We start from the raw sequence: 20,967 nt of genomic DNA on the forward strand, positions 1-20,967 counted from the left end.
TGGAGAGAGACTATGATCTCACCACCGTGGTCGTGATGGGGCTGTTCTGCACGACGTAATCGGTCACGCTCCCGAGCAGGAGGCGATCGACGCCGCTCTTCCCGTAGGAGCCGAGCAGGATGAGGTCGGCCCCGAGCTCTTCGGCGAGGGAGACGATCTGAGATCCCGCGTGGCCCTGCCGGAGATGGGTGGTGATCGGAATCCCCGCGGCATCTCCCTTCTTGCGAGCACCCTCGAGAATATCCTCGCCCTCTTTCTGCAGGACGCTGTAGATGATCTCGAGCGTGTTGTCCAGGGGAAGGGACGCGAAAAGCCCGGATTCGACGATGTAAACGACATGAATTTCGGCGTTCCAGACGCCCGCCTCACGGATGGCCGTCTCCAGAGCCCGGTTTGCGGGTTCGGAACCATCTATACCTACAAGTATCTTACGGAACATGCACACCACAGAACAGATATTTCTTATCTGGTCTCTACTGCAAGGTTAAAATATTTCGGCTTACACCTGAAGAATCCAGCCGCTTCACGATGGTTGCCCGGATGTCGTTGCTGAATGAGAGATTGGATTTCCGCGGGTCTATGGCCAGAAGATGCGCTTCCTGACCTTCCTCGATAAACCCGCTCCTCCCGGCCAGCGCCGCCCCGCTGATCGCGGCACGCAGGATCTCGACGGGGGGCGCGCGATAAACGGCAGCGGTAAAGGCCATCTCCTGGAGGAGATCCGGCTGTACAAACATCGCGTTGTCCGTCCCGAGGAAGAACCTGCCGCCGAGTTCGAGGATGCGCGTGATGGGCGGGTGGGCAGGCGATGCGGCAACGCCGAGGAGCCAGTTCGATCTCGGGCAGACGACAATGGGGATCTCCATATCGACGATCCGGCAGAGTTGCGTCTCGGTCGCATGGGTGCAGTGCACGAGGAGATCCGGCTCGAACTCAAGCGCCTCGTCGATGTCGTCCGGGTTCTTCTCCCCGGCGTGGAAAGCGACGAGCTTCCCCGCACCCCGCGCCTCCCTGACGGTCTCCTCGGCGCCCGCCACGTCATGGACGCTGCTGATCCCCGCCCCGTCGCTCACCCGCTCGCCGCCCTGGCGGCCGAGGATGACCGGCCGGCAGTCGAGCCCGGCCGCCGCCTCGCGGAGCGCCGCAACGCCGTCGGGCCCGCCTTCCCTGAAGTCGGCAAACCCCGCCGTCCCGGTCGCGACCATCGCGGCGATGCTTGCGCGCATCCCCCGGACCAGTTCGGTGCGGGGGGTTGCCGCGAGGATCCTGTGTTTTAGGCCGTTCGGGGGTTTCACGAGCTCGGCGAGGCTGCCCCGGACAGGGAGGTCCATCGCGACGGTATCGCCGAGGTGGGTGTGGGCGTTGAAGAACGCCGGCACGATCCACCGGTCTGAGCTGCCGGAGCAGGGCTCTATCGAGGTGATAACGCCTCCGGAGACCACGATGGTCACGTGCTCTTCCCTGAGATCCTCGCCGAGGAGTGCCCGGCCGGTGACGGCGTACGATCCATCCTGCATTCAAAAGACCTTTGTTTTATATATCGCAAGGGAGAATATTTGTGTATGGCGAAAAAATCCGGCGGGAGACTGGTATCCTCTGCCGGCCTGGTCAACTATTATGACAGCGAGGATCACCGGGCCATTCATATCAGCCCGATGACCGTGATCATCGCGACCATCGTGACCGGGGCGGCAGTCTTTATCCTCAATGCTCTCCTCTAATCTTTTTTGCTCTTCAGGGCGGTCCTGATGACGTCCTGCTCCGGCGTGAAGTAGACCATATCGTGCCCTTTCCAGGCCCTGCAGTTCCGGAAGACCACGGCGGGAACGCCCTGGTGGCTCTCGCCCATGATGAAGTTCGCGAACGCCGCGATCTCGTCGACCACCGCTTCCTCGGTGATCTCAAGGACGTGGCCGAAGAGGTCGGTGTCGCCCCGGTAGTCGTCGATCGCCGTCATCCCGGCCCACCCGATGGCGATGCCGGTCTGTCCGCGCCGGAACGACCGCCCGCAGGTGTCGGTGATGATCACCCTGACGTCTTTTCCCGCGATCCGGCGGACCGCGCTCCGGACCTCGGCGGCGGCTCCCATGGGGTCGGGGGGAAGGATGATGATCCGGCCGTCTTCGACGTTGCTGTGGTCGACGCCCGCCCGCACGCCGATGTGGCCGGAGGGCAGTTCCGAGAGGATGAAGGGATACTCGAGCAGGATATCGGTGGACGAGTCCAGCACTGCCTGGACGAAACGGGGGTCTTCCTTTGTCTTTGCCGCGATCCGCACGGCGTCCGCGCCGGGGGTGATGGCGGCGAGATCGCGGGTGAAGCCTCTGGCCTTCGAGTAGACCGACGAGGCGATGACGAGGATGTCTCCGTCTTCGAACGTGACCCGGTCGCAGATCATGGCGGGCAGGTCGTCGCCCTGCTGGATCAGGGGGAGACCCAAAACACCGGTTACCTGGATATCCATGGAACTCACAATGAGTGATCGTCTCCGATTGCAGAAAAAGGCTCGGATACGCTGCACCCCGATACCGCCGGACTTCTGTAATTTCGACTCCGGCCGGGCCTGCGGCGCGCGGCCTGCCCCCGGCCGCCGCGCCCGGCGCCGACGCCGCAGGGGCGATGGACCGTAACCTCTGCGCCCCCTCTCGCGGTGCGGCTGGTCCGGACAATTATCGAGAAAATAATATATTTTGTTTCCAATCCGCATAGGGCCCCTGATCATTAGATATCATTATATACAAGAATGCCAAAGACTCGGCCGGCATCCGTAAGGAGTCCGCGCCCGGTCTGGGGGGAAGGGGCAGACACCCTGTAAACGAGGATGCCGGGCTGCATGAGCAGCCGGGCTCACTCTGGTCTACGAATACTCCGTCTCGGGAGAGCCGGCGCTCCGGTCAGGTCGGAGGCCGGGATGCCGCCGACACCAGAATGAGGTGACGTTACGTGCGAAAATACCTTATATTCGGATTGATCATCGCCCTCTGCGTATGTACCGCCCCGGCGGCCGCGTGCGATCCTTACGATCCGCACACGCAGGGCTACTGGAAGAACCACCCGGAGAACTGGCCCGTTCCTCCTCACTACGTGCAGGGTCTCAAGTACGAGGATAACTTCCACCTCTCCGGCCAGAACTGGATGGCGCTTCTGCAGACACCGCCCAGAGGCGGCAACGCCTACTACACGCTGGCCCACCAGTACATCGCGGCCGTGCTGAACATGTACAGCGGCAACTGGGCGCCATACGCGAAGATCGACGAAGCCGAAGCGCTCTTCGCAGACTACAAACCGGAAGAGATCGGAAAGTTAAAGGGTAACGACCCGCTCCGGCAGCAGTTCATCAGCCTTGCGGAGTACCTCGACGACTACAACAACGGAAGACTGAAAGGGTAAGAGAGGGGCGGATGGCCGGCCGCCATCCCGGCCCAATCCATTCTCAAAATCACCGGCAGGACGGCTCGATCTCCCGCCTCAGCCGGTACTCCGGTTCGAACGCGCCGATGAGATCGAGGTACTGCTCGAGGGTCCGGGTGAAGAGGAAGCATTCCCGCACCTTCTCCCGCGCCGCACGTCCCATCCGCTCCGCGAGGTCGGGGTCGGCGAGCAGCCGGACGATCCGTTCCGCCGCCTCGTCGACGGAGGAGACCAGGAACCCGTTCACCCCGTCCTCGATCTGGTAGCGGATACCCCCGACGTTCCCGCCGATCACCGCAGCACCTTTCCACATCGCTTCCGCCACCGTCAGCCCGAACCCCTCCCGGATCGACTTCTGCAGGACGACCGCCGCCCGCCGCTGGAGAGCGTTCACGAGCGCCCCGTCCTGAACGCTCAGCACGATGATCCGCTCGTTTTTGTGGGCAAGGAGCGACCGGTAGACCTCCGCGCCCTCCGGGTCGTCGGTCGCCACGTTCCCGACGAGGACCAGGGTACACTCCTCCTCCTTTCGCGCCTTCTGGAATGCCCGGATAACCCCTTCTGGATCCTTCCAGTGGTCGAACCGGGAGACCTGCACGACCAGGGGGAGGTCGGTCGGAATGCCGTAGTGCGCGAGGCGCTCGTCGATGGCGGCTTCAGAGAGCTCCCGGTTCACGATGGAGAAGGGATCGATGCCGGGCGTGAAGAAGACCTGCGGTGTCCTGAGGTTCTGCCGGTAGTCCCTGCTCGAGAGGACGACGGCGTCGTACCGCTCGATGAACGGGAGGAGGTAGTTCCAGACCTCGTGGTTCGGCGCGGTGAGGTCGACGTGGCAGCGCCAGACCCAGGGGCTCTTCTTCCGGTAATGGGTGATCAGCGGGAGCGGCTGCGGGTCGTGGACGAAGACCAGATCGTGGTCGAGATGGTTCCGCACGGCGTTCTCGTGGATGACGTGCTCGTAGAGTTCCTTCTTCCGGCCGGAGAGGTTGATCTCCGCACCCTGGAGGGCGTTGTGGAACTTCTTGGTCACGCTGAAGAAGTCCGGCGGCCCATGCACGACGCGCCACCCGGTCTGGATGCCGAGACTGTTCATCAGGAGCGTCAGGGACGAAAGGATCTGCGAGACCCCGCCGCCGTAGTAGGTGGAGTTCATGTGCATGACGTGGAGGTCGCGGAGCGGCCGGGCTTTCGCCTCGATGCGGCGTATGCCCTCTTTTCCGGCGTAACGCTCGTAGTCCCCGATTACGTGGATCTCGCTCATCCCGATCCCTCCTGCATTCTCGCGATCATGCTTATGCGTAGCGGCAGCAGTGCACCCTGCCTAACTGTTCGATACCAGGGCTCTCCCCGGACGAGGCAGAGAGGCATGGGAGCGCCGCCGGGAACAACACCGGGGAGACCCGGGAACTGTCCCTGCCGCGGCTCGCGCTACGATACCGGCGGGAGGGTGATCGAGAGCCCGGCGGTATGGGACCCCACGAAGGAGGTCGTGCGGAAATGACGAAATCTGGCTCTGTTGAAATGGTCTACACCCTCTAGAGAACACTCAGTTACGTGGAGAGGGTACTGGTGTGACCTCACGCGAAGCCGCGAAGGCGCGAAGCCTGAAATGGGTGTTGACAGCCTCTTTCGCGTTCTTCGAAGCCTGAGGGCTTCTCATGCTCGCTTTGCTCGCACTTCGCACCTGACGGTGCTCAAGCTCGCTACGCTCGCACTTCGCGGCTTCGCGTGAGTCAAGATGTATGGATAATCCTGCAATGGACTCGATCTCAGGGAGAGGGTTTCAACAGAGCCCGAAATCTCACGCGAAGCCACGAAGATCGCGAAGGGATGGTTTGCACCCGATAATAATCCTGATTTCGCGACTTCGCGCTCTTCGCGTGAGACTTTTGTGTTGAGGAATTCCGGTCTATGAAGCCCCGGATCTATAACCGTTCTGTGCTCGAGCTCCGTTTTACCGAATGTCGTAGTTCAAGTTCCCGGCTCACCATCGCCCCCACACCTATATATGCCCCCGGCATAATGGTGACCGCCCGCCGCCACCCTTTCCGGAGGAAGGGCAGGCGGGCGGAAGGAGGCAGAGCTTATGGTTTACGGGCCGGGTGAAGGATACAGCCTGCCGGGCAGGCACGGGTCGTTCTGGATGGAGACAACCGCGGGAGTACCGCATCCCCCGCTATCGGGAAACATTGAGACCGACGTGGCGGTCGTGGGCGGGGGCATCGCCGGGATCACCACCGCGTTCCTGCTCAAACAGGCCGGCTACGCGGTCGCCCTGATCGAGGCGGGCAGACTCAGCGCCGGCGTGACCGGTCACACGACGGCAAAACTCACCGCGCTCCACCGGCTCATCTACGCGGACCTCATCGACCAGTTCGGGAGCGATCTCGCGCAGCAGTACGCCGACGCGAATCAGACCGCAGTCGAGCAGGTCGCGTCCCTCATCCGGGAGTACGAGATCCCGTGCGACTTCATCCGGAGACCCGCCTACACCTACGCGGAGTCGCCGGACTCGCGGGAGTCGGTCGCGGCCGAGGCGGACGCGGCACGGAGCCTCGGCCTTCCGGCAGCCTTCGTCGAGGAGGTCCCGCTGCCCGGGCGAACCTACGGGGCGGTGCGGTTCACCGACCAGGCGCAGTTCCACCCGGTGAAGTACCTCCTCTCCCTCGCCTCCCTCATTCCCGGCGACGGGAGCCGGATCTACGAGAATACCCGGGCCGTCGAGGTCCGGGACGAGAAAGGCGCCCTCTGCGAGGTCAGGACGGAGAACGGGACCGTCACGGCCCGATCCGTCGTCCTCGCGACACACTACCCCTTCTACGACAGTCCCGGGTTCTACTACGCGCGGATGGAGCCGTCCTACTCCTACGTCCTCGGCGTCCGGCTCGACGAACCGTTCCCGGACGGGATGTTCATCAACGCCGAGAGCCCCGCCCACTCCTGGCGGTCGCAGCCCGCCGGAGACGGGGAACTGGTGCTCGTCGGCGGGATGGAGCACCGGACCGGGGAGGACGTGGACACGCGGGAGCACTACCGCGCCCTCGAACGCTACGCCCGGACAATCTACCCGCTCCGGTCCGTCGACTACCGCTGGTCGACAGAGGACTACATCACCAACGACGGCGTTCCCTACATCGGCCCGCTCGCCGACGGCCACGAGAACGTCTACATCGCGACCGGCTTCCGCAAATGGGGGATGACCAACGGCACCGTGGCCGGGCTGATCATCACCGACATGATCCGGGGCCGCGAGAACCCGTGGAGCGAGGTCTACGCCCCCGGCCGGTTCAAACCGGTGGCATCGGCCCGGAGGTTCCTCGTCCATAACATCGAGGTGGCCGAGAAGTTCATCGGCGGGGCAATCTCCAGGCCGTCGGGGGAGATACGGGACGTCCGGCCCGGAGAAGGGAGGATCATGATGGTCGAAGGCGAGAAGACCGGGGTCTACCGGGACCGCGAGGGGCGGGTCCGCGCGGTCAACCCCACCTGCACGCACATGGGGTGTATCGCCGCGTGGAACAGCGCCGAAGAGACCTGGGACTGCCCCTGTCACGGTTCGCGCTACGACGCTTCGGGGAAGGTGATCCACGGGCCGGCAGTGAAGGATCTTGCGCCGCGGGGGGCGAGGGAGGAGTGAAGAGGTCGGGGCGGCATTCCTCCAGTGCTCCTGCCCGCTACCTTCGCAATCTCCGGACACGCAGTCTCACGCGAAGGGGCGAAGGGAGGTTACGACATCCCGGTGCTGATCTTCGCGTTCTTCGCGGCTTCGCGTGAGACATAATGCAGAAGCGACTACATAGCCTCACGCGAAGACGCGAAGGCGCGAAGGGAGGTTACGACATCTTGGTGCCGGACTTCGCGTTTCCCGCAACCCGCACCCACCCTCCTGGAACCAGCCCCAACCCCGGAATAAGGCCGTATAGATAACTATAAATCCGCCCGCCCGCACATTCCCATTGATCATGTATCTCGTCATCCGCTGTCCGGGCTGCAAGACCTTCACCTACGTGGACCGCTATCAGCGCTGGAGGCTCTGCCCGATGTGCGGGGAGGCGATCAACATCGAGAAGTCCCCGGTCTACCTGGACGCCGATGACTTCCTGGACGCAGAACAGGTGGTGGAGCAGCTCGAGTCGTACCTGCACCAGACCGGAAAGCGTGACCTCTCCGAGCAGGACGTCCGCCAATTACGCGCCCAGTACGCCCAATGGGTGAAGAACCGGGCCTGATCACCAGAGACGCCCGCAGCCGGGGCAGAGGATGCTCACTCTTCTTCCGCAGTGCGGGCAGAACAGGCCCGTGCGTTCGTTGCTGTCCAGCGGTCTCCCGCACTTCTTGCAGTGAATCGGGGCCTCGAACCCACACTCGTGTCTGGCCATCTCAATCCAGATATTCGTAGTCCTTCACAAAAAGATTTCCTTTCCCTCTGTTCGCAAGATCGCCCGTAAAATGGGTAAGCGTGCGTCCCTCGTGCTGAACGGTCCCGACTTTCCGGAACGTGGGGAGCATCCCGTGCGCGGTCCCATAGACGTAGCAGGAGCCCTCCTTCATGTTCGCCGCCGGACGGCTGCAATCCCCGTGGACGACGAGCGTTCCGCCGTGCATCTCCACCCCGGCCATGTCCCCGGCACTGCCGTGGACGACCACCGTGCCGCCGGCGATATGCTCGGCCAGGAAATCCCCGGCGTTCCCGAAGACCTCGACGCTGCCGCCCTTCATCCCTTTCCTGCCGCCGCGGTAGCCCGAAGCGCAGTAGTCGGCGGCGTCGCCCCGGCAGATGATTGTACCCCCCGTCATCTCCCGGCCGAGCCAGCCGTCGGCGTTGCCGTGGATCTCGATCGTCCCGCCGCTCATGAAGTTGCCGCAGTGCATACCGATACCGCCGAGGACGGTGATCTTCCCCGCGTCCATATACTCCCCGACCCTCTTCAACCGGGACGTCTCATCCCCGGAGAGGACGACCTCGACCTCCTCCGCCCGTTCGGCATGGCCCTCCACGGTGATCGTGAAGATCTCGTCGAGCCGGAGCTCCCGGTTTCCCCGCCAGACCGAGTACTCCGTGCCGGCAAGGAAACTCTTCGGGACGATCGACTCCGCCTCGATCGGGACGAACGATTTTGCCGCGGGTTTCATCGCGAGCGTGACCTTCATATCCCCGCCTCCGTCTCGATGCACCGGTTCCGGTTCAGGTACTCCTCCTGGACCGGGTAGTTTCTCATCCGGACCGTGTAGTAGCGGTCGAACTTCTCGATGAAGTCGGGATCTTTGCCCATATCGTAGGCGTCGGAGATCTTCGGCTTCACCCAGAACGTCGCGTTGCTCCCGTCGACCACGCACTCTCCTCTCCGGGCGACGACCCTGCCCCGCTTGATCGTGTACTCGGTCTGGCTGAGCGCCTCGATCACCTTCCGATAGTCGACCGACGGGTCGACCTCGTCGATCAGGATCGGGTAGATCGCGACATCCGCATCCGCTCCCGGGGCGAGATGGCCTTTGCCGAGGTCCTGGATCCCGAGCGCCTTCGCCGCGCCGGCCCGGGTCATCACCGCGATCTCGTACCAGTCCAGCTCCCGGTCGATCGCCGGGAGGGGGACCCGGGATTCGGTATCGGGGTGAACCGTGGCGAACTCGGCGTCGCGGTAGCGCTTGCTCATCAGGAGAGCAGCGATCTCCGGGTATTTGACGAACGGCGCGCCGTTCGGGTTATCCGTCGTGAGCAGGCACTGCCAGGGGCTCTTCGTCAGGAGGGCGAGCTCAAGGCCGATCGCCCACATGATCGAGTTGACCAGGTTCTTGCGCCGGTAGACGACCGGGATGATCCCCGAACCGGTCTCGAGCTCCACGTCGTGGTTGCTCCACTTGTCGTGGTGGAGGCGGTAGAGGTTGAACTCCATCGGGCCGTCGGCGGTCATCGTGGTCGTCCGGCCGAACATCACCTGCCCCATATCCATGACGATCTGCGGCCGCATGTTGACGAAATTTGCTATCGGCTCGCTCTTCGAGCAGAAGTCCTTCCATCCCGACCCGCCGTAGGCGTGGAATTGGACGTGGGTGGCATACAGCGTCTGGCGCTTCTTGTTCAGGTCGGGAATGAGGCCGAAGGAACCGAGCGTGCAGGTGTAGTTCCCCGGCGTCCCCAGGTTGTTGCAGTGGAGGTGGACCGAGTGCGGGAGGCCGAGGAGCTCGTTCGCCTCGACGACCGACCGGATGATCTCGGCCGGCGTCACCTCGAAGTAGGGGACCGGGTCCCTGATGCAGGAGACGTTCTGTCCCCACTGCCAGGCCTCGGTGCCGCCGGGGTTCGTGAGCTTGACGCCGAACCCCTTCACCGCCCGGAGCGTCCAGCCGATGATGGCGGCGACCCGCTTCGTATCGCCGTCACGGATCGCCTCCATGATCCCCCAGTTCCCGTCGAAGAGGGTGTTCGCCATCGTGTCCTGGAGCGGCGTGTAGGTGAACTCCTCGTGAGTGTGGCGGGCCTCGAGCGGCGCCATCGCGCCCTCGAGCAGGGTGGTGTAGCCCATCACGCTGTAGCGGTAACTGTTCGCGTAGGTCGTCGGGACGCTGTAGCCGGAGGTGGCGTGCATCGGCCCGCGCCGGGGCGTTCTGCCCGCCCGCATATCCTCCGGGCTCATGTACCGCCCGAAGTTCACCTTCGTCCCGCAGATATGGGTGTGTGAGTCGACCCCGCCCGGCATCGTGAGCATGCCGCGGGCGTCGATCACCTCCGCCGCACCGCTCACCTCCTCGACGATCTTCCCGTCACGGATGGCGATATCCATCACCTCGGCGTTGATGCCCCGCAGGGGGTCGATCACGCGGGCGTTCTTCACCAGGAGTTCGCTCATCGCCCCAGCGCCTCCCGCATCATTGTATACATCTTTGAGAGAACCTCCCGGTCAGAGGGGTAGTCGGAGGAGAGGACCTGCCGGGTCCGGATCGGTACCCCGTCCATCCGGTAAGCCGTCCCCTCCGCGTCGATCCCGGTCACCGCCACCGGGATCTGGACGTTGCAGAACGCGGTCGTGGCGTTCGGGTAGGGGTCGAGCTGGACGACCGGGATATCCGCGAGGTGCTCGATACACTTCCGCGGGAAGTGGGCGGCCGGGTCGCTTCCGACGACCAGGGCCGCGTCGCACTCTTTCCGGGCCAGGATATCCACCGCCGTCGTCTCGCCCGGGTTATAGAAGGCGATCCCCCGCGAGAAGTCGATCCCGAACGGGTAACCGGTCATCCAGGTGTTCACTTCGTTGGACCCATAGACGTTGTAGTGGCCCCGCATCGCCGAGATCGTGAACTTCGTGTGCCGGTTCAACTCCCCGACGAGCTCGATGGCGTTCCTGATGTTCTTGTACTTCCCCTGCGTCATCGTGAGGCCGAGCCCGAAGTAGACCGCCCCGAACTTTGCGCTCTTGCAGAGGTTCGCCACCCGGATAAGCTGCTCGCGGGTAACGCCCGCGACCGTCCGGGGGATCGTCCCGGTCTTCCCCTGGACGATCGCCCGGAGCGCCGAGATGACCGCGTAGTCCCCGCCGGGCTTGATCTGGACGAACTCGTCGGCGATGTTCGCGGTCTCGGTCTTCCTGACGTCGATGACGATCACCTTCCGGTCGCGGAAGGCGTTCTCAAGGAAGAAACCCTCGGCATACCGCGTATACCGCGAGAGGTGCCGGGGGTGGGCGTCGATCGGGTTCGACCCCCAGTAGATCACGAGGTCCGCCCGGTTCTTCACCACCCCAAGCGTGCAGCCCGGGTGCCCTACCTCCTGAATGGCCAGGATCGACGGGCCGTGGCAGACCGAGGAGGTGTTGTCGGCGACCCCCCGGATGAGTTCGGCCATGTGCACCCCCACGCACTGGGCCTCCCCGTGAGTGCCGCTCCACCCGTACAGGAGCGGGCGCTCGGCGGAAAGAAGCATATCGACGGTATACTGGATCGCCTCGTCATACGTGGTCTCTTTCCACCGGTCCCCGTCGCGCAGGATCGGGTTCTTCAGCCTCTGCTCGCCCATGAACTTCGTCTTACCGAGCTCGCAGGCGTTCGTGACCGCGACCACCCTGTTCCCTTCGACCTCCACCTCGATATCGTCGCAGAGGCACCCGCAGAACGGGCAGACCGCGTCCTTAATGATCATAGGCAAGCCCTCCCAGGTCTTCCATCAGTCCGTGAACGGTCTTTGGTTCTTCGTCTGTCGGTTCGATCTCCACCTCGTGGGACTTGAAGTCCGGCATCCCGGTGGAGTGGGTCCCGGCGGCGATGATGTGGTTCGCGTAGGGACCGTAGGGGACGAAAACGGTCCCCATCCCCACCTCCTCCGACGCGACCGCCCGCATGACGACCTCCCCGCAGGCCCCGGTCACCCGGACAGGGTCGTTGTCGGCGAGGCCGAGTTCCATCATATCGAACTCGTGCATGAAGCAGGTGGAGGTCTCCCTGGCGTAGGCGGCGGAGGTCTTGTTCTCGACCGTCACGCCCTGGTTCACCGTCCGCCCGGTGATCATGAGGAAACTCATGCCTCCGCCTCCCCGCCCTGCACCCCTTCCACCAGCCGGGCGACCCGGATCGCCCGGTTCGGGCAGTGGGTCTCGCAGGTCTTGCACCCCGTACACTTCTCCGGATGAAGGATCCGCACCCGGCCGCCCTCGACCCGCATGATCACCTCGTCGCTCGCCGACGTCCCGCTCCCCGCAAGCTGGGGGTCAATCTGCCGGTTGACCGGGCAGGAGACGCAGCAGTTCCCGCAGCGCATACAGAGGCTGTCGTCGACTTCGAGGTGATACGACGAGGCGAACGCCGTATTGTCGCGCCGGGTGACGTCGAGGATCCGCCCGCTCGTAAGGACATCCTCGGGGCATGCCTCGACGCAGAGGCCGCACCGGATACAGTGGCCGGGGTAGATCTCCGGTTCCCAGCCTTCCTTTCGCTGGAGGACCGCGATGGCGCCGGGTGCGGGGCAGATCATCATGCAGGAGAAGCATGCCGTACACTCCCGGCCGGTCAGGGACGGGTAGCCCTTGGAGTAGGAAGGGGTCTTTAGCGGTGCGGTCTTTACCGAGACGAACTTCCGGAGCCATTCGGGCCGGAGGAACTCCCGCACGTAGTAGACGATCGATCGCATATCCTCACCTCTCGTTACACGCGATGCAGGGATCGCTGCTGATGAACGTCGAGGTCACGTCCGCTATCGACGTCGCGTCGGTGATCATCGCGTGGGCGCAGGCCTCGATGTTCATGACCGAGGGCGTCCGTATCGTGATATCGAGCACCCTGCCGTATTCGTCGGTCCTGATGGTGTAGGTCAGCTCCCCGCGGGGGGCTTCGCCGGCATACGAGGTCTCCCCCGCCTTGCAGAGGCCGCCGCCCCGGATAGGACCTTCCGGGAGGTTCTCCACGCACTTCCGGATCAGGTCGATGCTCTGGAAGACCTCCTGGAACCGTATCATCACCCGGGCAAAGTTGTCGCCCTCCGTCCGGGTGATCTGGGTGAAGCCGAGGTCCCGGTAGGTCGGGTGGCGGAGACGGAGGTCGCAATCCTCGACGCCGCTTGCCCGGGCCGTGGGGCCGACGGTGTGGGCGCGTATCGCCTCTTCCCGGCTCATGTACCCGATCCCTTTGCTCCGGAGAGCGATCAGGGGCCCCGTCTCGAATATCCGGGTATACCGCCGCATCTCGTCCTCGACCTTATTGAGGTCCGCAAGCAGGGCCGTAGCGTCCTCCGGCAGGAGGTCGAACCGGACCCCGCCCGGGATCATGTAGGCGGTATTGATCCGTGAGCCCGTGATCCGCTCGAGGTTGTCAAGCACGGTCTCGCGGGTATTGAGGAGGTACATCGCGAGCGTCTCGTGCTCGATCGTGTAGCAGTAGGAGAAGTTCGCGAGGATGTGGCTTGCTATCCGGTCGAGCTCGTTCACGACGACCCGGAGGTATGCCGCCCGCGGCGGGACCGCGATATCGCTGATCTTCTCCATCGCCTCGATGAAGACCATGTTGTGGACGACCGAGCAGATGCCGCAGACACGCTCGGCGAGGAACATCACCTCCTGCCAGGGCCGGCCCCGCATGATCCGCTCGATCCCTTTCTTCATGTACCCGAGCTCGACCTCGGTCCGGATCACCCGCTCGCCCGCCGTCTCGCACTTGATGCGGACGGGCTCCTTCCAGCAGGGGTGCATCGGGCCGAGGGGGATGGATACGTCGACGGTCTTCTTCATTGCTTCTTCTCCTCGTAGTCCTTGAATATCAGCGGCGCGACCGAGAGGATGGCGGAGAGGATCTCGGTCGGGCGGGGCGGGCAGCCCGGCACGCTTGCCGCGATGGGGATGTAATTCTCGACCGGGGGGGTGGTCAGGCTGCCCTTCCGGGCGTAGACGCACCCCGAGATCGGGCAGTTCCCGATGGCGACGGCCACCTTCGGCTCCGGGATCTTCTCCCAGATATCGCGGAGCTTGTCGACCCACTGCGGGGTGACGGAACCGATCACCAGGAGGACGTCGGCCTCCCGGGGGTTGTTATGGACGTAGATGCCGTACTGCTCGATGTCGTAGCGCGGCGCAAGGCAGGCGAGCACCTCGATGTCGCAGCCGTTGCACGACCCGACGTCGACGTAACTGACGTGGATCGACCGCGAACGCACGGCGTTCTTGATCTCCTGGAGGATATTCCTCATGCGAGGGCCGCCTCCCGGATACGCGCTCTACCCTTCGCGAGCGCCTCGTCTCTCGACGAACCGTCTCCTATCATTCTTCCAGTCTCATCGCATATCGACCGCATCACGTCCGGGTCCACGAGGGGTATGAACCGGGTGAAGAGCTCGCAGCCGAGTTCTTGTGCCACCTGATCGTTCTGGTCCGCATGCTCCCGCCCCATCTGCCACCGGGATTCGAGGTTCTCGAGCAGGGACATGTCGAGCCGGCGGATCAGGATCATCCGGAGTTTCGCATCGGGCATCTCGAGGCGTCGGGCGATCGCCCGGACGGTCTCGTCGTGCCGGGTGCTCGTCAGTATGGTGTACTTCATCTGGCGAAGGTCCTTTTCATAGAGATACTTCATGCGAACACCCCCAGGGCGCGTGCCGCGGCGTAGGCGAGGAACCCGAGCACCATCACCCAGAGCAGCGCGGTCTCGTAGCGTCTCAGGGTGAGTTCGTCGCGCATCCAGGTGAGGCCCGCGACGGCGGCGAGCAGGACGACGCCCGCGAGCGCCTGATCGGCAACGCTCCCGTCCCGGGCGACCTGGGCAAGGAATACGGCCACATAGAAGGCCGCTCCCGCCGTAATCAGAAGACGTAACGCGTTCATCACATGACCACCGCCAGGATGACGATGTAGACGACGAGCGCGCCCGTCACCAGGCTCTGGATCGTCACGGTGTCGTAGGGGGAGAGCATGGGCGTGACCGCGCAGACGAACGAGAGCGAGACTAAGACGAGCAGCATCAGGAGCAGCGTCAGAGCAAGCGGGAGCGAGCCGATGAAGAGGAGGACGAACGCGTAGAGGAGGACGTAGGTCTTGAGGGCGAACCCCACCTCGAGCCCGGCGCGCCAGACCCCGAAGTGCTCGGTCATGTTCCCGCTCACGATCTCCTTGGCCTCGATGATCGAGAACGGCCCGTAGTGCATCTTGGAGAGGATCACAAGGTACATCGCCGCGGCCGCAGGGAACGCGAGGATCAGGAGCGGGCCGTGCACCTGCTGGTATGCCGCGATATCCGCGATCGAGAGCGATCCCGTGAAGAAGTAGATCACGCCGACGGTGGCGAGGAGCGGCAGCTCCGACGCCGCCGATATGACCGACCGGATGGCCCCGAACTTCCCGTAGGGGGAGCCCGACGAGAGCCCCATCCCGTGCTCCACGATCTTGTGGAGGAGGTAGATCCCGAAGAGGAGGAGGAGGCTCCCCCCCGAGAGGAGGATGACGAGCGCTCCGCTCCAGATGCCGATCGCGACGAAGACGACCGCGACGAAGAGCGTCTGGCTGGCCGTCTTCGGGATCCAGGTCTGCTTGAAGGAGAACTTCAGGGTATGCAGGATCTCCTGCCAGACCGGCGGCCCGGGCCGTCCCTGGACTCTCGCGATGACTTTCCGGTGGATGCCGTGGAAGAGCAGGCCGACGAAGGTGGCAAAGAGCAGGTATTCGATCATGTCAGTATCCTATGAACGGGATGTCCTCTTCTCCGGACTTTGCGTTCCACCACAGTGCGATGAAGATGACGAAGGCGGGGAACGCGACGACCGCAAGGAGTTCCGCGGCCAGGGCCGGGATGTAGCCGAGGGCGGCGAGGATTCCGGCCGCTGCCGCGATGCCGCCCGCGAAGAGCCCGATGACCAGTGCAGTCTGTTTCTTCATGGCCTATCACATCGATATGACGATCTCCGTTACGCGCAGGAAGAGGAGGAGCGAGCTGACGTGAACCATCAGGATGAACGGCGCTCCCTGCGCCCTCGTGATCTCCGCCTTCGCGACGTAGAACGGCGCCATGCCCTCCCCCATGACGCCGAGGACCAGGAACGCCTTCGCGATGAGGGGGACCGTCACCGCAGCGGTGAAGAGTTCCCACATGCTCAGCGTCCCGGTGCTGGCGAGGATGATCGCCGCGCCGCCGAAGAGCGGGACGGTGGCGAGCATCGCGACGATGCCGTACTGGAACGCGGCGTTCAAGACGTGCCGGTTCCGGTAGGCCGCGACGATGCCGATGTTCGTGATCCCCACCATCGACGCGAAGAGGGTGAAGTTGAAGACGTCCCCGGTCACCATCGCGCCGAGCGTGGCAAGGCCGCAGGCGATCGCCATGAAGCGCTGGAACCGCATCAGGTTCGGGTCGACCTCTTTTGCGTAGTAGGCGTCGCCCCCGAACGCGATGTCCATCTGCTTCTCGGGCCGGCTCACGATGGCGAGGGCCGTGAAGATGAGGGCGAAGACGAAGAGCGCCGTGGTGTAGGGGCTGAAGTAGGCGACGATGTCGCCGAACTCCAGGACGAAGAGCTCCTGCCCGCCGATGTTTCCCGTGGGGAGGTTAAACATCCGGACCACCCCGCCGCATCGTCCCGACAAGGGACATCTTTGCCATCACCTTGATGAGGATCGCTCCTCCCGCCATCATCACCGCGAAGAACCAGTACGCGGGGAGGAGCATGAAGATGAAGAACGCTCCTATCCAGATCGCCCACGCGTAGCCGCTCACGGTCTCGATCAGCTCGAACTGCTCGACGTGCCCCCGGCACATGAAGTAGAAGACCGCACCGACCGCGGCGATCGCTCCGCCGGTGAACCCGGAGAGGACGATGCCGTAAGCGACGAGGATCAGGGCGAGGATACCGGGCGCGCTCTCCATCACCTCGATCCTGAACGCAGGCTCCGCCGGCGGTGCCCGGAGGCCTTCTTTCGCGATGTAGACCTCCGAGACCGCCATCAGTTCCGAGATCCCGACGACGAGCCCCGGCAGGATGAGCGCCTCCGCGAGGTCGGTCGCGACGAGCGCGATCAAAACGAGCGCGAGGATCTCCGCGAGGTCGGTGAGGAGGATCCGGTGCAGGTCGTCCTTCTCGCGGACGATGGCCGCAAACCCGATGATGATCGCTGCCGCGACCACGATGAGGCCGACGGGGTAGGCGATCTCCATCACTCATCCCTCCGGAAGAGGTAACTCGCGATCGCAAACGCGACAAAGAGGATGCTCGTCTCGACGACGGTGTCAAAGCCCCGGGTGTTGTAGAGGATCTCGTCGATGATCCCGCCCGGGTGCGCGACGATCGTCGTCCCCAGGTGGTGGGTGGTATCGGCGAGCCACTGGCTGAACGGGGTTAAGTAGGCGGTCACGTAGCCGGCGTAGGGCGAGTTCTCCGGGTACTGGGCCTTCACCACGGTGGTCTCGAACGGCACGCCGCCCCGGTCGTAGGGGTGGAGGGTGCTTGCCGGGTCGAGAACCTTCGGGTAGAGCTGGTCGTCGTGGTAGGCGATGAACGGGAGGCTGGCGAGGCCGAGGACGACGACGACGATCGTGAGGAGCGCGTAGAGACCGGTGAGGTTCTCGACCCGCGAGATCGTCGCCGATATCCGGGTGATGATCGACCGGTTCGGCGTCATCGTGCTGCCTCCTTGCGTTCGATGGCCCGCACGAGGACGAAGGTCGATATCGCCGTGACGCCGACGAACGTCATCAGGGCGAGCATCTCGTCGTAAGCGAGCATGATGAGAAGGAGCCCGAACGCGGGGATCTCAAGGTGGATCAGCCTCGCGAGGTAGGTCTTCTCGCGCGGAAACCCGGCGGCGATCGCCCCGATGATGAGGATGATGCAGCCGAGGACGAACTCAGGCGTCATGGGCGTCCCTCCTCCTGCAGAGCAGCAGTATGATGATCGTCGTGATCGGGACGATCAGGCTGACGACGATGGCGACGTCCAGGTAGCCGCGGGCGACGATGAACGGCACGATGCCGCCGAAGGTGATCCCGACGGCGATCAGTTTGTTGAACCGGTCCCGCTGGAAGTAGGTGCCCGCCGCGCCGATGAGGGCCACGGCCGCAAAGAGGACGACGAGGATCTCATCCACGCCGCTCACCCCCCGCGTAGGTGCTCGCGATCGCGTTCGCCTCGAGCGTCGAACCGACGAAGTAGGCCGCCGCGGCGGCGAGTGCGAGCGGGTGGTCGAGCAGCAGGACGAGGGCGCCTGCGACGGCGAAGTTCATGACGTTCACGTAGGGGAGTTTCCGGCCGGTGTTCTTCTCAAGTGTGGCCCGAATGGCCGCAAAGACCGCAATAACGGCGACGAGGTAGAGCGCGATCACTGCCGGAGCCTCCAGAGCCGGGCGAGGAGCCGGCTCGCGTGGGCGTGGGAGAGTCCCTGGATGGTGAGGATGGCGATCACCATGCCCGCGATGAAGTCGGTGGCGGCAAACCCGACGAGGGTGAAGGCGTAGACGACGAACGTGGCAAGGACCGCGCCGGTGGTCCCGGCGTAGCCGGGGTCGTGGCAGATGCGGTTGCCGACGAAGACGAGGGCCGCCGCGGCGAGCCCGCCGGGGATGCCGGCGACGTAGACGCCGCAGGCGGCAAGGAGCGTCCCCGCCGAGGCGTCGGGGGAGCAGACGATGTTCCCCATCATGGTGCCGCCGGCAAGCGCACCGCCGCCCGCCTCGATATCGCGCGCGACGGCCGACGCTCCGCTGACACCCCCCGCTTCCGGCAATCTGAAGAGAATATCGACGGTTACGAAGAGTACCCAGCTGACAGCGGCCGCCGCCAGGATATGGAGGAACTCACCCAGCATTTTAACTCAACTACTGGAAAATACAGTCGATCAATCGAATAAAGGTTTTGTTATTACCATTCCGGGCACGCTTCGGCCGGAATGCGGCGCCGGCGCACCTCCGGGATGACTGCCCCCGGTTAATTTTGTATGTAAAGTAATGTATTTTATATACAATATATGTTTCCACAGATATTCACGGGGCAGCCGGGTGCCGTTGTCGTCGGATCCGGGGCCGACGGACGGGGTAGACGGATCGGCCGGAGAACCATGCGATACCACAGGGCTGTAAACGGCGACGGGGTTACCGGCGCTCTCTCCGGGGCCGGGGGGGGCGCCGCCGGGAACAAGTATAATGCTCCCGGCGCCAACATATATGGCACGCGGGGGTTGCCGAGCCAGGTCAAAGGCGCTGGATTTAGGGTCCAGTCTTGAAGGAGTTCAAGGGTTCGAATCCCTTCCCCCGCATTGCCGTCCGGGATTAGAGCGATCTCACGAAGATCGGACCCTCCTGAAGGGGCAATTGCTTTTCATCGTCATCGCCCGGATAGCGCCTGCGCACGCACGTAGCGCTATTGTTATCACCCCTTATGGGAAACTCACTGGTACTGCTTTAAATAGGAGTTATCGATCCGGATGCCAGCGCTCCCAGGAACCAGAAAGAGATCCGATCCCGCCAGAGAGGACGAAGGGGCACGGGATCTCTCCGCCAGCGTCGAAGAGCTTCAAGCGGAGATTGCTGCACTCCGGCGGGAGAATGCGGAACTGAGACTGGCTGATAGTGAACGTAAGCAGGTAAAAGAGGCCCTCCAGCAGAGTGAGGCACGATTCCGTGCAGCACAGGAACTCTCCCCGGATGGGTTTACCATCCTCCGGCCGGTGCGAGACACAGCCGGAAACGTTGTGGACTTCACCTGGGTGTACGAGAACGATGCCGTCGCCCGCATGAATGGGACCGATCCCAAAGCAGTCGTCGGTAAAAGCCTCCTTGCGCTCTTCCCCGGCCACCAGGGCTCGAAGTTCTTCGAGATGTATGTACGTACGGCGGTGACCGGGGAGATGAGTATCTTTGAAGAGGTGTATCGGGGAGAGACGATCACGAACTCCACGTGGTTCCGGATCGTGGTCGTGAGGATCGATGGGGATATCGCCATCCTTGCGCAGGACGTCACCGATCGCAAGCGGGCCGAGGAGGCGCAGCTGGAGAGCGAGAGGAAGTACCGACAGCTCTTCGAGTCGATGGGCGAAGGGTTCGTGCTCCATGAGATGGTCTATGATGATGAGGGACGGCCGGTCGATTATCTCGTCCTCGACGTCAACCCTGCATATGAGAAGATCACAGGTCTCCGGCGTGAGGATGTCGTAGGAAAAGGCATCACCGAGCTCATCCCCGTTATCGAGCCGGCCTGGTTTGAACAGTACGACGGAGTCGTACGTTTCGGCAGAGCGATGCGGTTTGAGGACTACAACGCGGGATTTGATCGGTGGTACAGCATCTATGCATTCCCGACGCCAGGGGAGAACCAGTTCGCCGTGATCTTTACCGACATCACCGAGCGCAAGCGGGCGGAAGAAGCGCTCCGGCGGCACGCCGAAGACCTGGCCCGACTCCAGAGCGAACTGGAGGCCTCAAACAGGGAGGCGAACCTCTACCTTGACATCCTCACCCACGACATCGGCAACACCGAGAACGTCTCGAACCTCTACGCCGAACTGCTCGCCGACACGCTGGAGGGAGAGGCTGCCGGATACATGGAGAACCTCCAGCGGAGTATCAGGAAGAGTATCGAGATTTTGAGTACCGTCTCCACCATCCGCCGGATACATCAGACCTCGTCCGAGCTCATGCCGATCGATCTCGACGCAGTGGTTCAGGGGGTGCTTGAGGACTATCCGGGCAGCACCATCTGCTACAACGGGGCTCACCATCAGGTCCGGGCGGATAATCTCCTCTCCGTGATCTTCAACAACCTGATCGGCAACGCCGTGAAGCACGGCGGTCCCGACACCGAGATCGCCGTCCGGGTCGAGGAGGAGGACGGATCTGTCCGGGTTTCAATCGAGGATACCGGACCGGGTGTGCCGGACGATGAGAAGCACGAGATCTTCCACCGGTACGAGAAGAAGAAGCGAGGCGTCGGCGAGGGGCTCGGCCTGTACCTCGTGCAGATCCTGGTCGAGCGCTACGGCGGGAGGGTCTGGGCCGAGGACCGGGTGCCGGGTTATCCCGAACACGGGGCGGCGTTCCGGTTTACGCTCAGAAAAGTTGCGTAAAGGGGGCAGGATCTACTCAGGCGGGTGGTAGTGCAACTGT

28 protein-coding genes and 1 tRNA gene are annotated in these 20,967 nt (G+C 63.6%); 7 read left to right on the plus strand and 22 right to left on the minus strand.

The window, feature by feature from the left end:
* Nucleotides 1–10 precede the first annotated feature (10 nt).
* Together F8E02_RS10815 and F8E02_RS10820 are read right to left on the minus strand one after the other, a co-directional pair.
* The gene (locus F8E02_RS10815; RefSeq protein ID WP_317065581.1) at nt 11–439 is read right to left on the minus strand and encodes a universal stress protein; all 429 of its coding nucleotides are present in this window, start codon (nt 437–439) and stop codon (nt 11–13) included.
* Between the two features lie 34 nt (nt 440–473).
* The gene (locus F8E02_RS10820) at nt 474–1,517 is read right to left on the minus strand and encodes an amidohydrolase family protein (RefSeq protein ID WP_317065582.1); all 1,044 of its coding nucleotides are present in this window, start codon (nt 1,515–1,517) and stop codon (nt 474–476) included.
* Nucleotides 1,518–1,562: 45 nt separating this feature from the next.
* On the opposite strand from F8E02_RS10820, the gene F8E02_RS10825 reads away from it, so the two are divergent.
* Nucleotides 1,563–1,721 (plus strand): preprotein translocase subunit Sec61beta, encoded by a 159-nt coding sequence (locus F8E02_RS10825; protein ID WP_317065583.1) that lies wholly within the window; start codon nt 1,563–1,565, stop codon nt 1,719–1,721.
* On the opposite strand, the gene F8E02_RS10830 is transcribed toward F8E02_RS10825, so the two are convergent.
* Nucleotides 1,718–2,464, minus strand: a complete 747-nt coding sequence (locus F8E02_RS10830) for a coenzyme F420-0:L-glutamate ligase (protein ID WP_317065584.1) — start codon at nt 2,462–2,464, stop codon at nt 1,718–1,720. The two genes, F8E02_RS10825 and F8E02_RS10830, sit on opposite strands and share 4 nt — an antisense overlap.
* Nucleotides 2,465–2,943: 479 nt before the next feature.
* Here F8E02_RS10830 and F8E02_RS10835 point away from each other — a divergent pair, with 479 nt between their 5' ends.
* Nucleotides 2,944–3,390: a hypothetical protein gene (locus F8E02_RS10835; RefSeq protein ID WP_317065585.1), complete on the plus strand. Its 447-nt coding sequence runs from the start codon at nt 2,944–2,946 to the stop codon at nt 3,388–3,390.
* Between the two features lie 49 nt (nt 3,391–3,439).
* Here the strand turns inward: F8E02_RS10835 and F8E02_RS10840 are convergent, their stop codons facing one another.
* Nucleotides 3,440–4,672: a glycosyltransferase gene (locus F8E02_RS10840; RefSeq protein ID WP_317065586.1), complete on the minus strand. Its 1,233-nt coding sequence runs from the start codon at nt 4,670–4,672 to the stop codon at nt 3,440–3,442.
* 105 nt (nt 4,673–4,777) lie between these two features.
* Here F8E02_RS10840 and F8E02_RS10845 point away from each other — a divergent pair, with 105 nt between their 5' ends.
* The 3 genes from F8E02_RS10845 to F8E02_RS10855 all read left to right on the plus strand — a co-directional run bounded on the left by F8E02_RS10845 (nt 4,778) and on the right by F8E02_RS10855 (nt 7,640).
* Complete coding sequence (locus F8E02_RS10845) at nt 4,778–4,912, plus strand: hypothetical protein (protein WP_317065587.1); 135 nt, start codon at nt 4,778–4,780, stop codon at nt 4,910–4,912.
* A 585-nt stretch (nt 4,913–5,497) separates the two neighbouring features.
* Entirely contained in the window at nt 5,498–7,048 is a 1,551-nt protein-coding gene (locus tag F8E02_RS10850; RefSeq protein ID WP_317065588.1) for an FAD-dependent oxidoreductase, read from the plus strand.
* Between the two features lie 325 nt (nt 7,049–7,373).
* Nucleotides 7,374–7,640, plus strand: a complete 267-nt coding sequence (locus F8E02_RS10855; RefSeq protein WP_317065589.1) for a DUF1922 domain-containing protein — start codon at nt 7,374–7,376, stop codon at nt 7,638–7,640.
* Nucleotides 7,641–7,791: 151 nt separating this feature from the next.
* Here F8E02_RS10855 and F8E02_RS10860 read toward each other — a convergent pair whose 3' ends face one another.
* Genes F8E02_RS10860 through F8E02_RS10945 form a run of 18 tightly spaced genes read right to left on the minus strand, consistent with a single transcriptional unit; the run spans nt 7,792 to nt 18,674 of the window.
* Nucleotides 7,792–8,562 (minus strand): formylmethanofuran dehydrogenase subunit C, encoded by a 771-nt coding sequence (locus tag F8E02_RS10860; protein ID WP_317065590.1) that lies wholly within the window; start codon nt 8,560–8,562, stop codon nt 7,792–7,794.
* Nucleotides 8,559–10,259: a formylmethanofuran dehydrogenase subunit A gene (locus tag F8E02_RS10865; RefSeq protein WP_317065591.1), complete on the minus strand. Its 1,701-nt coding sequence runs from the start codon at nt 10,257–10,259 to the stop codon at nt 8,559–8,561. Before F8E02_RS10865 ends, F8E02_RS10860 begins: the two co-directional genes overlap by 4 nt.
* Nucleotides 10,256–11,545, minus strand: coding sequence for a formylmethanofuran dehydrogenase subunit B (locus F8E02_RS10870; protein ID WP_317065592.1), 1,290 nt, complete (start codon nt 11,543–11,545; stop codon nt 10,256–10,258). The genes F8E02_RS10865 and F8E02_RS10870 overlap by 4 nt, the downstream gene beginning before the upstream one ends.
* Entirely contained in the window at nt 11,535–11,924 is a 390-nt protein-coding gene (locus tag F8E02_RS10875) for a molybdopterin dinucleotide binding domain-containing protein (RefSeq protein ID WP_317065593.1), read from the minus strand. The genes F8E02_RS10870 and F8E02_RS10875 overlap by 11 nt, the downstream gene beginning before the upstream one ends.
* On the minus strand, nt 11,921–12,529 hold the full coding sequence (locus tag F8E02_RS10880; protein ID WP_317065594.1) for a 4Fe-4S dicluster domain-containing protein: 609 nt from the start codon (nt 12,527–12,529) through the stop codon (nt 11,921–11,923). The genes F8E02_RS10875 and F8E02_RS10880 overlap by 4 nt, the downstream gene beginning before the upstream one ends.
* Before the next feature lie 4 nt (nt 12,530–12,533).
* Nucleotides 12,534–13,622, minus strand: a complete 1,089-nt coding sequence (locus tag F8E02_RS10885) for a hydrogenase large subunit (protein WP_317065595.1) — start codon at nt 13,620–13,622, stop codon at nt 12,534–12,536.
* Nucleotides 13,619–14,077, minus strand: coding sequence for an NADH-quinone oxidoreductase subunit B family protein (locus tag F8E02_RS10890; RefSeq protein WP_317065596.1), 459 nt, complete (start codon nt 14,075–14,077; stop codon nt 13,619–13,621). Before F8E02_RS10890 ends, F8E02_RS10885 begins: the two co-directional genes overlap by 4 nt.
* Complete coding sequence (locus F8E02_RS10895; RefSeq protein ID WP_317065597.1) at nt 14,074–14,460, minus strand: DUF1959 family protein; 387 nt, start codon at nt 14,458–14,460, stop codon at nt 14,074–14,076. Before F8E02_RS10895 ends, F8E02_RS10890 begins: the two co-directional genes overlap by 4 nt.
* Nucleotides 14,457–14,708 carry a hypothetical protein gene (locus F8E02_RS10900; RefSeq protein WP_317065598.1) on the minus strand — a complete coding sequence of 84 codons (252 nt, stop codon included), beginning with the start codon at nt 14,706–14,708 and terminating at the stop codon, nt 14,457–14,459. The genes F8E02_RS10895 and F8E02_RS10900 overlap by 4 nt, the downstream gene beginning before the upstream one ends.
* The gene (locus F8E02_RS10905) at nt 14,708–15,550 is read right to left on the minus strand and encodes a respiratory chain complex I subunit 1 family protein (RefSeq protein WP_317065599.1); all 843 of its coding nucleotides are present in this window, start codon (nt 15,548–15,550) and stop codon (nt 14,708–14,710) included. The genes F8E02_RS10900 and F8E02_RS10905 overlap by 1 nt, the downstream gene beginning before the upstream one ends.
* A gap of 1 nt (nt 15,551) precedes the next feature.
* A complete protein-coding gene (locus F8E02_RS10910) occupies nt 15,552–15,755 on the minus strand; it encodes a hypothetical protein (protein WP_317065600.1) in 204 nt (67 codons plus the stop codon).
* A 6-nt stretch (nt 15,756–15,761) separates the two neighbouring features.
* A complete protein-coding gene (locus F8E02_RS10915) occupies nt 15,762–16,430 on the minus strand; it encodes a hypothetical protein (protein WP_317065601.1) in 669 nt (222 codons plus the stop codon).
* Nucleotides 16,423–17,028, minus strand: coding sequence for an EhaG family protein (locus F8E02_RS10920; RefSeq protein WP_317065602.1), 606 nt, complete (start codon nt 17,026–17,028; stop codon nt 16,423–16,425). The genes F8E02_RS10915 and F8E02_RS10920 overlap by 8 nt, the downstream gene beginning before the upstream one ends.
* Nucleotides 17,028–17,492 (minus strand): DUF2106 family protein, encoded by a 465-nt coding sequence (locus F8E02_RS10925; RefSeq protein WP_317065604.1) that lies wholly within the window; start codon nt 17,490–17,492, stop codon nt 17,028–17,030. Before F8E02_RS10925 ends, F8E02_RS10920 begins: the two co-directional genes overlap by 1 nt.
* The gene (locus F8E02_RS10930) at nt 17,489–17,728 is read right to left on the minus strand and encodes a DUF2107 family protein (RefSeq protein WP_317065605.1); all 240 of its coding nucleotides are present in this window, start codon (nt 17,726–17,728) and stop codon (nt 17,489–17,491) included. The genes F8E02_RS10925 and F8E02_RS10930 overlap by 4 nt, the downstream gene beginning before the upstream one ends.
* Nucleotides 17,718–17,957 carry an EhaD family protein gene (locus tag F8E02_RS10935; protein WP_317065606.1) on the minus strand — a complete coding sequence of 80 codons (240 nt, stop codon included), beginning with the start codon at nt 17,955–17,957 and terminating at the stop codon, nt 17,718–17,720. The genes F8E02_RS10930 and F8E02_RS10935 overlap by 11 nt, the downstream gene beginning before the upstream one ends.
* Entirely contained in the window at nt 17,950–18,192 is a 243-nt protein-coding gene (locus F8E02_RS10940) for a DUF2109 family protein (protein ID WP_317065607.1), read from the minus strand. The genes F8E02_RS10935 and F8E02_RS10940 overlap by 8 nt, the downstream gene beginning before the upstream one ends.
* The gene (locus F8E02_RS10945; RefSeq protein ID WP_317065608.1) at nt 18,189–18,674 is read right to left on the minus strand and encodes a hypothetical protein; all 486 of its coding nucleotides are present in this window, start codon (nt 18,672–18,674) and stop codon (nt 18,189–18,191) included. Before F8E02_RS10945 ends, F8E02_RS10940 begins: the two co-directional genes overlap by 4 nt.
* 362 nt (nt 18,675–19,036) lie before the next feature.
* On the opposite strand from F8E02_RS10945, the gene F8E02_RS10950 reads away from it, so the two are divergent.
* Nucleotides 19,037–19,121: transfer RNA gene (locus tag F8E02_RS10950), tRNA-Leu, on the plus strand.
* 168 nt (nt 19,122–19,289) lie between these two features.
* Entirely contained in the window at nt 19,290–20,927 is a 1,638-nt protein-coding gene (locus F8E02_RS10955) for a PAS domain-containing sensor histidine kinase (RefSeq protein WP_317065610.1), read from the plus strand.
* The last annotated feature ends 40 nt before the right edge of the window (nt 20,928–20,967 follow it).

Origin of the sequence: Methanoculleus caldifontis (assembly GCF_032842345.1) — an archaeon.
Classification (GTDB): Archaea; Halobacteriota; Methanomicrobia; order Methanomicrobiales; family Methanoculleaceae; genus Methanoculleus; species Methanoculleus caldifontis.

Bases quoted from the DNA above. Each gene is read 5' to 3' on its own strand.
- F8E02_RS10905 (WP_317065599.1), bottom strand. From the start codon at position 15,550: ATGATCGAATACCTGCTCTTTGCCACCTTCGTCGGCCTGCTCTTCCAC.
- F8E02_RS10955 (WP_317065610.1), top strand. From the start codon at position 19,290: ATGCCAGCGCTCCCAGGAACCAGAAAGAGATCCGATCCCGCCAGAGAG.
- F8E02_RS10870 (WP_317065592.1), bottom strand. From the start codon at position 11,545: ATGATCATTAAGGACGCGGTCTGCCCGTTCTGCGGGTGCCTCTGCGAC.
- F8E02_RS10945 (WP_317065608.1), bottom strand. From the start codon at position 18,674: ATGCTGGGTGAGTTCCTCCATATCCTGGCGGCGGCCGCTGTCAGCTGG.
- F8E02_RS10855 (WP_317065589.1), top strand. From the start codon at position 7,374: ATGTATCTCGTCATCCGCTGTCCGGGCTGCAAGACCTTCACCTACGTG.
- F8E02_RS10850 (WP_317065588.1), top strand. From the start codon at position 5,498: ATGGTTTACGGGCCGGGTGAAGGATACAGCCTGCCGGGCAGGCACGGG.
- F8E02_RS10815 (WP_317065581.1), bottom strand. From the start codon at position 439: ATGTTCCGTAAGATACTTGTAGGTATAGATGGTTCCGAACCCGCAAAC.
- F8E02_RS10910 (WP_317065600.1), bottom strand. From the start codon at position 15,755: ATGAAGAAACAGACTGCACTGGTCATCGGGCTCTTCGCGGGCGGCATC.
- F8E02_RS10820 (WP_317065582.1), bottom strand. From the start codon at position 1,517: ATGCAGGATGGATCGTACGCCGTCACCGGCCGGGCACTCCTCGGCGAG.
- F8E02_RS10900 (WP_317065598.1), bottom strand. From the start codon at position 14,708: ATGAACGCGTTACGTCTTCTGATTACGGCGGGAGCGGCCTTCTATGTG.
- F8E02_RS10930 (WP_317065605.1), bottom strand. From the start codon at position 17,728: ATGACGCCTGAGTTCGTCCTCGGCTGCATCATCCTCATCATCGGGGCG.
- F8E02_RS10845 (WP_317065587.1), top strand. From the start codon at position 4,778: ATGGGAGCGCCGCCGGGAACAACACCGGGGAGACCCGGGAACTGTCCC.
- F8E02_RS10885 (WP_317065595.1), bottom strand. From the start codon at position 13,622: ATGAAGAAGACCGTCGACGTATCCATCCCCCTCGGCCCGATGCACCCC.
- F8E02_RS10825 (WP_317065583.1), top strand. From the start codon at position 1,563: ATGGCGAAAAAATCCGGCGGGAGACTGGTATCCTCTGCCGGCCTGGTC.
- F8E02_RS10915 (WP_317065601.1), bottom strand. From the start codon at position 16,430: ATGTTTAACCTCCCCACGGGAAACATCGGCGGGCAGGAGCTCTTCGTC.
- F8E02_RS10860 (WP_317065590.1), bottom strand. From the start codon at position 8,562: ATGAAGGTCACGCTCGCGATGAAACCCGCGGCAAAATCGTTCGTCCCG.
- F8E02_RS10875 (WP_317065593.1), bottom strand. From the start codon at position 11,924: ATGAGTTTCCTCATGATCACCGGGCGGACGGTGAACCAGGGCGTGACG.
- F8E02_RS10920 (WP_317065602.1), bottom strand. From the start codon at position 17,028: ATGGAGATCGCCTACCCCGTCGGCCTCATCGTGGTCGCGGCAGCGATC.
- F8E02_RS10865 (WP_317065591.1), bottom strand. From the start codon at position 10,259: ATGAGCGAACTCCTGGTGAAGAACGCCCGCGTGATCGACCCCCTGCGG.
- F8E02_RS10895 (WP_317065597.1), bottom strand. From the start codon at position 14,460: ATGAAGTATCTCTATGAAAAGGACCTTCGCCAGATGAAGTACACCATA.
- F8E02_RS10880 (WP_317065594.1), bottom strand. From the start codon at position 12,529: ATGCGATCGATCGTCTACTACGTGCGGGAGTTCCTCCGGCCCGAATGG.
- F8E02_RS10925 (WP_317065604.1), bottom strand. From the start codon at position 17,492: ATGACGCCGAACCGGTCGATCATCACCCGGATATCGGCGACGATCTCG.
- F8E02_RS10890 (WP_317065596.1), bottom strand. From the start codon at position 14,077: ATGAGGAATATCCTCCAGGAGATCAAGAACGCCGTGCGTTCGCGGTCG.
- F8E02_RS10830 (WP_317065584.1), bottom strand. From the start codon at position 2,464: ATGGATATCCAGGTAACCGGTGTTTTGGGTCTCCCCCTGATCCAGCAG.
- F8E02_RS10840 (WP_317065586.1), bottom strand. From the start codon at position 4,672: ATGAGCGAGATCCACGTAATCGGGGACTACGAGCGTTACGCCGGAAAA.